The sequence below is a fragment of the Micromonospora sp. BL1 genome (assembly GCF_003667485.1).
In the GTDB taxonomy this organism is placed as follows: Bacteria; Actinomycetota; Actinomycetes; order Mycobacteriales; family Micromonosporaceae; genus Micromonospora; species Micromonospora tulbaghiae.
Genome location: NZ_RCVK01000207.1, coordinates 23,620 through 34,814 on the forward strand (window position 1 = coordinate 23,620; position 11,195 = coordinate 34,814).

At 73.8% G+C, this 11,195-nt stretch carries 11 protein-coding genes and 1 riboswitch; of the genes, 8 read left to right on the forward strand and 3 right to left on the reverse strand.

The genetic code is table 11. The features are described 5' to 3' along the window. The first annotated feature begins 422 nt into the window (after positions 1–422). The 3 genes from EAD96_RS11360 to EAD96_RS11370 are packed head-to-tail and all read left to right on the forward strand — an operon-like array spanning position 423 to position 2,664. Complete coding sequence (locus tag EAD96_RS11360) at positions 423–812, forward strand: group 1 truncated hemoglobin (protein ID WP_120569863.1); 390 nt, start codon at positions 423–425, stop codon at positions 810–812. A gap of 2 nt (positions 813–814) precedes the next feature. Further along, entirely contained in the window at positions 815–1,990 is a 1,176-nt protein-coding gene (locus EAD96_RS11365; protein WP_121684242.1) for a globin domain-containing protein, read from the forward strand. Further along, complete coding sequence (locus EAD96_RS11370) at positions 1,987–2,664, forward strand: DivIVA domain-containing protein (RefSeq protein ID WP_091426887.1); 678 nt, start codon at positions 1,987–1,989, stop codon at positions 2,662–2,664. Before EAD96_RS11365 ends, EAD96_RS11370 begins: the two co-directional genes overlap by 4 nt. 48 nt (positions 2,665–2,712) lie before the next feature. Here EAD96_RS11370 and EAD96_RS11375 read toward each other — a convergent pair whose 3' ends face one another. Continuing rightward, a complete protein-coding gene (locus tag EAD96_RS11375) occupies positions 2,713–3,369 on the reverse strand; it encodes an NAD(P)H-binding protein (protein WP_120569866.1) in 657 nt (218 codons plus the stop codon). A 177-nt stretch (positions 3,370–3,546) separates the two neighbouring features. Here EAD96_RS11375 and EAD96_RS11380 point away from each other — a divergent pair, with 177 nt between their 5' ends. Together EAD96_RS11380 and gcvP are read left to right on the forward strand one after the other, a co-directional pair. Continuing rightward, positions 3,547–4,389, forward strand: coding sequence for an NAD-dependent protein deacetylase (locus tag EAD96_RS11380; protein WP_121684243.1), 843 nt, complete (start codon positions 3,547–3,549; stop codon positions 4,387–4,389). A 57-nt stretch (positions 4,390–4,446) separates the two neighbouring features. After that, a riboswitch (glycine riboswitch) is annotated at positions 4,447–4,537 on the forward strand. A 73-nt stretch (positions 4,538–4,610) separates the two neighbouring features. Further along, the gene (gcvP, locus tag EAD96_RS11385) at positions 4,611–7,433 is read left to right on the forward strand and encodes an aminomethyl-transferring glycine dehydrogenase (protein WP_121684244.1); all 2,823 of its coding nucleotides are present in this window, start codon (positions 4,611–4,613) and stop codon (positions 7,431–7,433) included. Between the two features lie 94 nt (positions 7,434–7,527). Here gcvP and EAD96_RS11390 read toward each other — a convergent pair whose 3' ends face one another. Next, the gene (locus EAD96_RS11390; RefSeq protein ID WP_013286363.1) at positions 7,528–7,728 is read right to left on the reverse strand and encodes a DUF5999 family protein; all 201 of its coding nucleotides are present in this window, start codon (positions 7,726–7,728) and stop codon (positions 7,528–7,530) included. A 123-nt stretch (positions 7,729–7,851) separates the two neighbouring features. Here EAD96_RS11390 and EAD96_RS11395 point away from each other — a divergent pair, with 123 nt between their 5' ends. Beyond that, on the forward strand, positions 7,852–9,045 hold the full coding sequence (locus EAD96_RS11395) for a chorismate-binding protein (RefSeq protein WP_121684245.1): 1,194 nt from the start codon (positions 7,852–7,854) through the stop codon (positions 9,043–9,045). A 43-nt stretch (positions 9,046–9,088) separates the two neighbouring features. Here EAD96_RS11395 and pip read toward each other — a convergent pair whose 3' ends face one another. Then, the gene (gene pip / locus EAD96_RS11400) at positions 9,089–10,054 is read right to left on the reverse strand and encodes a prolyl aminopeptidase (RefSeq protein WP_121684246.1); all 966 of its coding nucleotides are present in this window, start codon (positions 10,052–10,054) and stop codon (positions 9,089–9,091) included. A gap of 48 nt (positions 10,055–10,102) precedes the next feature. On the opposite strand from pip, the gene EAD96_RS11405 reads away from it, so the two are divergent. Then, positions 10,103–10,600 (forward strand): MarR family winged helix-turn-helix transcriptional regulator, encoded by a 498-nt coding sequence (locus EAD96_RS11405; RefSeq protein WP_121684247.1) that lies wholly within the window; start codon positions 10,103–10,105, stop codon positions 10,598–10,600. Between the two features lie 21 nt (positions 10,601–10,621). After that, on the forward strand, positions 10,622–11,131 hold the full coding sequence (gene def, locus EAD96_RS11410) for a peptide deformylase (RefSeq protein ID WP_120569871.1): 510 nt from the start codon (positions 10,622–10,624) through the stop codon (positions 11,129–11,131). The last annotated feature ends 64 nt before the right edge of the window (positions 11,132–11,195 follow it).

Sequence of the window (11,195 nt, forward strand, 5' to 3'; positions counted from 1 at the left end):
GTTGACGGGATCGCGCCGCGCCCGAAAAAGGGTGCGGCGCGATTCGTGTTTTGGTGACGGGGTGTGGTCTCCGCCTGGTGGTTGAGGCGGGTGGCCGGTGTGGACCGGGCCGGGTGAGAGTCGTCGCAGGTCACGGCATGTGTGCGCGTGATGTCCGAAAAGGACGGTACGTCGGGCGGCTTGACGCCTTGTGTGCGACCGGTTGCGGTGCGTCCACCTCCTCCGGCCGGGTTGCTGACTGTCCGTGATCGACAGTTCTCGGGATCCGGACAGGGGCGGCGTGAAGTGTCGTGGCGGGCGCGCTATGGTCCGTTCCGGTCGTCGGCGTGTCGACGTCACGGCGGAACGCTGTGTGACGCCGCGCCGGACGGCGAGCCCCTGCCGCGGCGCTGCCCGCGGACCCCTGCTGGAAGGACCCGAGCATGACGGTGACGAGCGAGACCACCCCGATCTCCCACTACGAGCGCATCGGCGGCGCGGCCGCGGTGAAGGCCGCGGTGGAGCTGTTCTACGACAAGGTGCTGGCCGATCCGGATCTGGCCGGCTACTTCGCCGACGTGGACATGGTGGAGCAGCGGCGGCACCTGGCGCTGATGCTGGCGGTGGTGCTCGGTGGCCCGAACGAGTACGCGGGTCGTGGGTTGGCCGAGGCGCATCAGCCGCTGAACATCACCGGTGGGCACTACGCGAAGGTCGGTGAGCACCTGACGGCGACGCTCGTCGAGCTGGGTGTGCCGGCGGACGTGATCGCCGACGTTCAGGTCGTGCTCGGGCAGGTGCGGGAGCAGGTCGTGTCGGCGGGGGACGCCTGAGCGTGGACGTCGCACGGCTCAAGCAGAGCTGGTCCCTGGTCGCCGCGCACGGCGACCAGGTGCCGCTCTACTTCTATTCGACGCTGTTCCTGGCGCATCCGGAGACCCGGCAGATGTTCCCCACGAACATGGCCGGGCAGCGGGACCGTCTGGTGGCGGCGCTGGGGCATGTGGTGTCCCACGTGGACCAGGTGGACCGGCTGGTCGGGTTCCTGCGGGATCTCGGCGCGGATCACCGGAAGTTCGCGGTGCGCGCCGAGCACTACCCGGCGGTCGGTGAGGCGCTGCTGGCGACGTTGCGGCACTTCTGCGGTGAGGCGTGGACCGAGGAGCTGGCCGCGGACTGGGCCGCGGCGTACGGGCTCGTGGCGCAGGTGATGATCGAGGGCGCGCAGGCCGCGGAGGCGCAGTCGCCGCCGTGGTGGGTGGCGGAGGTGCTGACGCACGAGCAGCGCACGTTCGACGTGGCGGTGCTGACGGTACGCCCGCAGTATCTGTTGCCGTTCGCGCCCGGTCAGTCGATCGGGGTGTCGCATCCGGCGGTGCGGTCGTGGCGGTACTACTCGCCGGCGAACGCGCCGCGTCCGGACGGCACGGTGGAGCTGCACGTGCGGGCCGCGCCGGGTGGTGTGGTGTCGTCGCGTCTGGTGTACGGGTGCGCGGCCGGTGACCAGATCCATCTGGCGTCGCCGGTGGGTGACCGGTTGACGTTGTGGCAGGCCGGGTCGTCGGATCTGCTGCTGCTCGCCGGTGGGACCGGCTGGGCGCCGGTGAAGGCGCTCGTGGAGCAGGTCGCGGCGGAGGGTTCGGGCCGGCGGGTGGACCTGTACGTGGGTGCCCGTTCGCGGACGGAGTTCTACGACAGCGAGGCGATCGACAAGTTGGCGGCGACGCATCCGTGGCTGCGGGTGTCGTACGTGGCCGGTGCGGATCCGGCCCGGCCGGGCGAGTCGGTGCGCATCGCCGACCGGGTGCTGGCCGACGGGGACTGGCGGTCGCGGCACGTGTACGTGTGCGGCTCCGACGAGATGGTGGGTCAGTCGGTGGCGGCGTTGACCGGTGCCGGTTACCAGCCGGGTCAGGTGCATCACGAGGGTTACGGCAAGCACTGGTACGGCCCGGCGTGGCGGACGATGACCGGCGCGGACAGGTCGGCAACAACGGAGGTGAGCCGGTGAGCGCGGGTCCGATCAGCAGTTACGACGCGCAGCAGGTGTCCGGTCCGGTGCAGGTGCGGTTGACCTCGGACCGGGTCCGGCGGTGGGAGTTCGGGTCGGCGGCGTTCACCCGGCGCGGCTACGACCAGACCGATGTGGACCGGTTCCGGTTGCAGGTGGCCGACGAGCTGGATCTGCTGGCGGCGCAGGTGGCGAACCTGCGGGCGGAGAACGAGCGGCTCAACGACCATCTGGAGCTGCACCGGCACGGGGTGATCCCGAGTACCGAGGCGGTGACGCCGGCGGCGAAGGAGGTCAACCTGTTGTCGGCGGCGCAGCGGGAGGCCGAGCAGATCATCGCGCAGGCCCACGACTACGCGCGCCGGGTCGCCGAGTACGCCCGTACCCAGTACGAGAGTTACATGCGGGCGGCGGCGGAGGAGGCGAAGCGGGAGGCCGAGCGGGCGGTGACGGAGTACCGCAGCGCCGCCGGGAGCGGCTTCGACGACTCGGTGGCCACGCGCGAGGCGTTGCGGATCTTCGGCGAGATGATGATCTCGCACATGCAGGCGGCGGCCCGGCACCTCGACGACGGCAGTGAGCAGTTGTCGCGCACGATGGAGCGGATCGCCCGGGAGCTGCCGCAGGGCGGCGGGGGCTCGCCGCAGCCGGCGTTGTCCCGCCACCAGCGTTGACCGGCGTCCCGGTCCGCCGCGGCGGGCGGGCCGGGACGTAGCGGTGGGTCAGGCGGTGACGGCGTCGATCGCCTCGGCGATGGGGCTGTCTCCGCCGACGAGTTCCAGGGTGTGCCCGGCGGTGGCCGGGGCGTACAGCAGGGCGAGCAGGACCCGGGCCACGTCGGCGCGGCTGATCGCGCCGGGTTCGGCGTGCCGGGCCAGGGTGATCCGGCCCGCGGGTTCGTCGTCGGTGAGGCGGCCGGGCCGCAGCACCGTCACGTCGAGGTCCCGTGCGGCGACGTCGTCCTCGGCGGCCTTCTTGGCCCGCAGGTACGCCGCCCACACGTCGTCGGTGCCGTCGGCGGGCGCGGCGTCCACGCCCATGGAGGAAACCAGCAGGTAGCGGCGTACCCCGGCCTGGACGGCGGCGTCGGCGAGGAGCACGGCGGCGCCCCGGTCGACGGTGTCCTTGCGGGCGGCGCCGCTGCCGGGGCCGGCGCCGGCGGCGAACACGACCGCGTCGGCGCCGGCGAGGTGGGCGGCGAGGGTGTCGACGTCGGTGTGTTCCAGGTCGCACACGACGGGTTCGGCGCCGGCGGCGCGCAGGGCGGCGGCGTGGTCGGGGTTGCGGATCAGTCCGAGCGCGGTGTCTCCGCGTCCGGCCAGTTCCCGCTCCAGCAGTTTGGCGATCTTTCCGTGCCCTCCGGCGATGACGACGCGCATGCGCTCAACCTAGCCCGCCACACCGGCCCCCGCCGGGCGACCGGCCTCGTCGATCATGAGGTTGGCGGCCCGACACGCCGGTCCGGACACCGCCAACCTCATGATCGACGGCGGGAGAGCCGGCGGGGAGCGGGCGGCGGGGTGGGAGGTGCGGGGCCGGCGAGGGACGATGGACGGGTGAGTGAGGCGTTCGAGGAACTGGCGCGGCTGGTGGCCGCCGGGGACGTGGTGGTGCTCAGCGGCGCGGGCCTGTCCACCGAGTCGGGCATTCCGGACTACCGGGGGCCCAGCGGCGCGGCGCGCCGGCACACCCCGATGACGTACCAGGAGTTCACCCGGGATCCGCTGGCGCGGCGGCGGTACTGGGCGCGCAGCCACCTGGGCTGGCAGATGATCGCCCGGGCGGCGCCCAACGACGGGCACCGGGCGGTGGCCCGGTTGCAGGCGGCCGGGCTGCTCGGCGGGATCATCACCCAGAACGTCGACGGGCTGCACACCGCCGCCGGCGCCACCGGCGTGATCGAGCTGCACGGCCGTCTCGACGAGGTGACGTGCCTGGACTGCGGCAACGCCACCGGCCGCGACGAGCTGCATCGGCGCCTGTCGGAGGCGAACCCGGGCTTCGACGCGCGGGTGGCGCGCGTCAACCCCGACGGCGACGTGGACCTGCCCGACGACGCGGTGACCGGGTTCCACACCGTCGACTGCGGCCTCTGCGGCGCCGGCATGCTGAAACCGGACGTGGTGTTCTTCGGTGAGACGGTCCCCGCCCCGCGGGTCGCGGACTGTTTCGCGCTCGTCGAGCGGGCCCGGGCGCTGCTGGTGCTCGGGTCGTCGTTGACGGTGATGTCGGGGCGGCGGTTCGTGCTGCGGGCGGCCCGCCACGGCATCCCGGTGGCGATCGTCAACCAGGGCGTCACCCGCGGTGACACCTACGCGGCGCTGCGGCTGGACGCCCCGCTGGGCGCCACCCTGTGCGCGCTGGCCGACCGGGTGGCGGCGGCCCCGGCGCCGGTGTGATCAACCCCCGGGACATGAGCCGGAAACACGCCCGCTGGTAGCGTTGGGGGTGCCGGTACCACCCACGTGGGAGAGACCGTCTACCCGACGGCGCCGAAGGGGCAGATTCTCCCCGGAACCTCTCAGGCAAAAGGACCACGTGGGCAGGCGCTGTGGAGCGCGTCAGCGCGACTCAGGGGGAGGCCGACCCGTCGACCTCGCCCCACCAAGGAGCGCAGCGCATGACCGCAGAGCAGTTCGCCGACCGGCACATCGGTCCCGGCCGCGACGACGAGCGCCGGATGCTGGACACCGTCGGTTACGGCTCCGTCGACGAGCTGATGGACGCCGCGATCCCCGAGGTGATCCGCTGGCACGGCACCCTGGACCTGCCCGCCCCGGCGAGCGAGCGGGAGGCGATCGCCGAGCTGCGTGCCCTGGCGTCGCGTAACACAGTCGCCGTGTCCATGATCGGCCTGGGCTACCACGGCACGCACACCCCGGCGGTGATCCGCCGCAACGTGCTGGAGAACCCGGCCTGGTACACCGCGTACACGCCGTACCAGCCGGAGATCAGCCAGGGCCGGCTGGAGGCGCTGCTGAACTTTCAGACCATGGTCACCGACCTGACCGGTCTGGCCACGGCGAACGCCTCGATGCTCGACGAGGGCACCGCCGCGGCCGAGGCGATGACGCTCGCCCGCCGCGCGTCCAGGAGCAAGAGCCCGGTGTACGTGGTCGACGCCGACGCGCTGCCGCAGACCGTCGCGGTGATCGCCGGCCGCGCCGAGCCGCTCGGCATCGAGGTGCGCGTGGTCGACGTCGAGCGCGACGAGCTGCCGGCGGAGTTCTTCGGCCTGCACCTGCAGTACCCGGGCGCGTCCGGCGCGGTCCGGGACCACCGCGCCCTGGTCGAGGCGGCGCACGGGGTGGGCGCGCTGGTGACGGTGGCAGCGGATCTGCTGGCGTTGACGCTGCTGCGCCCGCCGGGTGAGGTCGGCGCCGACATCGCCGCGGGCACCACGCAGCGTTTCGGCGTCCCGATGGGCTTCGGTGGGCCGCACGCCGGTTACCTGGCGGTGCGTTCGGGCCTGGAGCGGATGCTGCCGGGCCGGCTGGTCGGGGTGTCCCGCGACGCCGACGGCAACCCGGCGTACCGGCTGGCGTTGCAGACCCGCGAGCAGCACATCCGGCGGGAGAAGGCGACCAGCAACATCTGCACCGCGCAGGTGCTGCTCGCGGTGATGGCCGGCATGTACGCCGTCTACCACGGCCCGGACGGCCTGCGGGCCATCGCCCGGCGTACCCACGAGGCGGCGGCGCGGCTCGCGGCCGGGCTGCGCGCCGGCGGCGTCGAGGTCGCGGACGTCGCGTTCTTCGACACCGTCACCGCGATCGTGCCGGGCCGCGCCGCCGACGTGGTGGCCGCGGCGGCGGCGCGCAACGTGAACCTGCGGCTGGTCGACGCCGATCGGGTCGGCGTCTCCTGCGACGAGACCACCACGGCCGCGCACCTGGCCGCGGTGTGGGCGGCGTTCGGCGTCGACGGGTTCGACGGCGACGCCGACGCGGGCCTGCCGGACGGGCTGGCCCGCACGTCGGGGTTCCTCACCCACCCGGTGTTCCACAGCCACCACTCGGAGACGGCGATGCTGCGGTACCTGCGCCGCCTGGCCGACTTCGACTACGCGCTGGACCGCGGCATGATCCCGCTGGGGTCGTGCACCATGAAGCTCAACGCCACCACCGAGATGGAGCCGATCACCTGGCCGGAGTTCGCGCACCTGCACCCGTTCGCGCCGGACGAGCAGACCGCCGGGTACCGGGAGCTGATCGCGCAGCTGGAGGGCTGGCTGGCGGAGGTGACCGGCTACGACGCGGTCAGCGTGCAGCCCAACGCCGGGTCGCAGGGTGAGCTGGCCGGGCTGCTGGCGATCCGCGGCTACCACCGGGAGCGCGGCGAGGGTCACCGTGACGTGTGCCTGATCCCGTCGTCGGCGCACGGCACCAACGCCGCGTCGGCGGTGATGGCCGGCATGCGGGTGGTGGTGGTCGGCTGCGACGCCGACGGCAACGTCGACCTGGTCGACCTCGACGCGAAGATCGACAAGCACCGGGACGCGCTCGCCGCGATCATGGTGACGTACCCGTCGACGCACGGCGTGTACGAGACCGGCATCGCGCAGTTGTGCGCGAAGGTCCACGACGCGGGCGGTCAGGTGTACGTCGACGGCGCGAACCTCAACGCGCTGGTCGGGTTCGCCAAGCCGGGCCGGTTCGGGGCGGACGTGTCGCACCTGAACCTGCACAAGACGTTCTGCATTCCGCACGGCGGCGGCGGCCCGGGTGTGGGGCCGGTGGCGGTGCGGTCGCATCTGGCGCCGTTCCTGCCCGGTGACCCCCTCGGTGCGCGCGCCGACGGGCGGCCGGCGATCTCGGCGGCGAACCACGGGTCGGCGGGGATCCTGCCGATCCCGTGGGCGTACCTGCGGATGATGGGCGCCGACGGGCTGGCCCGCGCCACCGGCGTGGCGGTGCTGGCGGCGAACTACGTGGCGGCGCGGCTGCGCAACCACTTCCCGGTGCTGTACGCCGGCAACAAGGGCCTGGTCGCGCACGAGTGCATCCTGGACCTGCGGCCGCTGACCAAGGCCACCGGTGTGAGCGTGGACGACGTGGCGAAGCGGCTGATCGACTACGGCTTCCACGCGCCGACGATGTCGTTCCCGGTGGCCGGGACGCTGATGGTGGAGCCGACCGAGAGCGAGGACCTGGCTGAGCTGGACCGCTTCTGCGACGCGATGATCGCGATCCGGGCGGAGATCGACAAGGTCGGCTCGGGGGAGTGGCCGGCGGGGGACAACCCGCTGTCCAACGCGCCGCACACCGCGGCGATGGTGTCCGCCGACGAGTGGCCGCACCCGTACCCGCGGTCGGTGGGCGCCTACCCGGCGGGTGTGGACCGGGCGGGCCGGTACTGGCCGCCGGTGCGGCGCATCGACGGCGCGTACGGCGACCGGAACCTGGTGTGCTCGTGCCCCGCGCCGGAGGCGTTCGAGGACTGAGCGGCTGACGCCGGGGCGGTGGGCTGTCGCCGCCCCGGCCGGTGCGCCGGACGGTCATGACCGGCGCGTACGCTCACTGACGCTGCGTGATCGCTCAGGCGACGAGGGCGTGGCGGGCCGGACCCCGGTGCGGGGCGATGGTGCGCCCGTCGGGGAGCAGCTCACCGGTGTCCTCGAAGACGATGACGCCGTTGCAGAGCAGGCTCCAGCCCTGCTCAGGGAAGCAGGCAAGGACGCGGGCGGCCTCGCGGTCGGTCGCGTCGGCGGAGGGGCAGGTGGGCTGGTGCTGACACATCGGGTTCTCCGGACTGTGGGGGCACTGTGTCATGGTTCACATGACCAGTGACGCACAGTACCAAGGAAAACTGAGCGGCAACGAGCAAGGATGCGTCATGTTCACCCAGAATGGGCTGAACGGATGACCCGTAACGGCCCGGACGTCGTGGAAGCGCTCCCACAGGTGGAGGTCGATGTTCCCGGCGCGCCGCCCGGATGCCGCCGCCGGCTCGTCGAGACCGCCCGCCTGCACTGGTCGATCGGCGACGGCGGCGACCCCGCCGACCTGGCACAACGCTTCCTCGCCGCGCACGGCATCACCCGCGACGACCTGTCGCGCCCCGGCCGCCACGACGCCGGTGCCGGAGTGTGCGGGGCCGCGCTGTACCTGTCCGCCGCCGCCGGCGCGTACGCCATCGGCGTGTCGCCCGGCGCGCCGAGCCCCGCGCCGGCGCTGCCCGACCTGGTGGTGGTCGTCTACCACCACACCGACCGCCCGGCGGCGCCCCGGCCGCCGGCCCCCGCGCCGTGGCGGCTCGGAGGCTGGCGGGACAGCTGGACCCCGGCCGCGCACGCCGCCGCCGTCGGCGCGGTCCGCGAGGCCATCGCCCGTGGCGACGTCTACCAGGTCAACGTCGTCGGCCACGCCGCCGCCCCGTACGCCGGTGATCCGCTGCCCGCGCTGGCCCGCCTCGCCGCGCTACCCGGCGCCCGCTACGGCGGCACCCTGCACGGCCCCGGCTGGGCGCTGGGTTGCGCCTCCCCGGAGACCCTCGTCGCGGTCGAGCGCGGCCGGCTGGTGACCCGCCCGATCAAGGGCACCCGGCCGGCCACTCCCGCCGGACGCCGCGACCTGCTCGCCTCGGCCAAGGAACGCGCCGAACACGTCATGATCGTCGACCTGGAACGCAACGACCTGGCCCGGGTGGCCCGTACCGGCTCGGTGCGCGTCGACGAGCTGTTCGCCGTACGCCGCTGGTGTGACCTGTGGCAGGCGGAGTCCACCGTGTCGGCGGCGCCCGCCGACGGTCTGGGCCTGGCCGACCTGCTGCGCGCGGTGTGCCCCGGCGGGTCGGTCACCGGCGCGCCCAAACACGCCGCCCTGGCGCGCATCGCCGCGCTGGAGCCGGTCGGGCGCGGCGCGGGCATGGGCGCGCTCGGCTGGGTCGGGCCCGACCGGCTCGACCTGGGCCTGACCATCCGCACCGCCGCCGCCGACGGGGACCTGCTGCACCTGTGGGCCGGCGGCGGCATCACCTGGGACAGCGATCCGGCCGCGGAGGTCGCCGAGGCCGCCGCCAAGGCCGCCCCGATCCGCGCCCTGCTCGCCGGCTGACGGGCTGTCCGCCGCCCCGGCTGCCCGGCCTCGGGCGGCGGCTCTAGCCGGGGGCGGGGCTCCGGCCGGCGGCGAACGCGTCCAGCGCGGCGACCACCCGCTCGCCGATGCCGTGCCCGCCGCCGTGGCCGCCGGACTCCACGATCTCCAGCCGCGCGTCCGGCCAGTCCCGGGTCAGCTGCCAGGCGATGTCCGGCGGGCCGCTGACGTCCAGCCGGCCCTGCACCAGGACCCCCGGAATGCCGGCGAGGCGGCCCGCGTCGCGCAGCAGCTGCCCGTCGGGCAGGAAACCCCGGTTGGCGAAGTAGTGCGTCACCAGCCGGGTGAACCCGTACCGGAACACCGGGTCGGCGTACCGGGGACTCGGCGCGTACCCGCCGGCCAGGGACACGTGCACGTCCTCCCAGTCGCACCAGTCCCGCGCCGCCTTGTCCCGCACCGCCGGGTCCGGGTCGGCGACCAGCCGGGCGTACGCGGCCGACAGGTCACCGTCGCGGTCGGCCTCGGGCACCCCGTCGCGGAACCGCGCCCACTCCTGCGGGAAGACCCGGCCCATGTCCCGGGTCAGCCACTCGATCTCGCGGCTGGTGTTGGCGACCACGCTGAACAGCACCAGCGCGCTCACCCGCTGCGGGTGCCGTTGCGCGTACGCCAGGGCCAGGGACGACCCCCACGACGCGCCGCACAGCAGCCACCTGTCGATCCCCAGGTGCGCGCGCAGCGCCTCCATGTCGGCCAGCAGATGCCCGGTGGTGTTCACCGACAGGTCGGTCGCCGGATCCGACGCCGGGGGAGTGCTGCGCCCGCAGCCACGCTGGTCGAACAGCACGATCCGGTACGCGGCCGGGTCGAACAGCCGCCGCCAGGACGCGCCCGCGCCCGACCCGGGCCCACCGTGCACCACGAGCGCCGGCAGCCCGTCCGGGTTGCCGCACGTCTCCCAGTACACGCGCTGCCCGTCCCCGGCGTCCAGCATGCCGTGCGCGTACGGCTCGATCGGTGGATACATGTGCGGCCTCCCCGGGTCAGATACAACAGCGCTGTTACATTAGTGGACGTGACCGCCCCCCACCGCGACGCCCTCGGCACCCTGCTACGCCACGTCCTGGACGTCCTCGACGGCGACGTCGCCGCCGTCCACCAGCGGCTCGGCCTCACCGACTACCGGCCCCGCTACTCACCGGTCGTCCGCGCGCTCGTCGCCGACGGCCCACTGCCCATCCGCGACCTCGCCGCCCGCGTCGGCGTCACCCACTCCGCCGCCAGCCAGACCGTCGCCCAGATGCGCCGCGCCGGCCTCGTCGACCTGAGCCCCGGCGCCGACGCCCGCCACCGCATCGTCACCCTCACCGACCGCGCCCGCGCCCTGCTGCCCGCCGTCGAAGCCGAATGGGCCGCCACCACCACCGCCGTACGCCACCTCGACACCGAACTGCCGGTACCACTCGCCGACGAGCTGTACGCGGTCCTCGCCGCCCTGCGCCGCCGGCCCCTGCGCGACCGCATCGCCGACACCGGCCTGCTGGACACCCCACCGGACACCCGCGAACGGTAAGCAACGGATAGCCTTCCGGACATGACTATGCGCCCCATCCGGATCATCGGCGACCCCGTGCTGCGCACCCCCAGCGAACCCGTCACCAGCTTCGACGCCGAACTGCGCGCCCTCGTCACCGACCTGATGGACACGCTGCTCGGCGCACCCGGCCGCGCCGGCGTCGCCGCACCCCAGATCGGCGTCAACGCCCAGGTGTTCGTCTACGACGCCGACGGCCACCGCGGCCACATGGTCAACCCCACCCTGGAGGTGTCCGACGAACTCCAGGACGACGAGGAAGGCTGCCTGTCCATCCCCGGCCTGTACTTCCCGACCCCCCGCGCCATGCACGCCACCGCACACGGCTACGACCAGCACGGCGAACCGCTCACCATCACCGGCAGCGGCTTCCTCGCCCGCGCCCTGCAACACGAGACCGACCACCTGCGCGGCCGCCTCTACGTCGACACGCTGCGCGGCGACACCCGCCGCCGCGCCCTGCGCGAGATCCGCGCCGGCCGGTTCGACTCACCCAGCCGCGGCCGCTGACGTCAACGCGCACTCGGTGAACCCGGCCACCCGGGAGAACCCCAGCCGCTCGTACAACCGCACC

What these genes read in the sequence shown, in the direction of transcription:
- EAD96_RS11360 (WP_120569863.1), top strand. Translation starts at nt 423, where the DNA reads ATGACGGTGACGAGCGAGACCACCCCGATCTCCCACTACGAGCGCATC.
- gcvP (WP_121684244.1), top strand. Translation starts at nt 4,611, where the DNA reads ATGACCGCAGAGCAGTTCGCCGACCGGCACATCGGTCCCGGCCGCGAC.
- def (WP_120569871.1), top strand. Translation starts at nt 10,622, where the DNA reads ATGACTATGCGCCCCATCCGGATCATCGGCGACCCCGTGCTGCGCACC.
- pip (WP_121684246.1), bottom strand. Translation starts at nt 10,054, where the DNA reads ATGTATCCACCGATCGAGCCGTACGCGCACGGCATGCTGGACGCCGGG.
- EAD96_RS11390 (WP_013286363.1), bottom strand. Translation starts at nt 7,728, where the DNA reads ATGTGTCAGCACCAGCCCACCTGCCCCTCCGCCGACGCGACCGACCGC.
- EAD96_RS11375 (WP_120569866.1), bottom strand. Translation starts at nt 3,369, where the DNA reads ATGCGCGTCGTCATCGCCGGAGGGCACGGAAAGATCGCCAAACTGCTG.
- EAD96_RS11395 (WP_121684245.1), top strand. Translation starts at nt 7,852, where the DNA reads ATGACCCGTAACGGCCCGGACGTCGTGGAAGCGCTCCCACAGGTGGAG.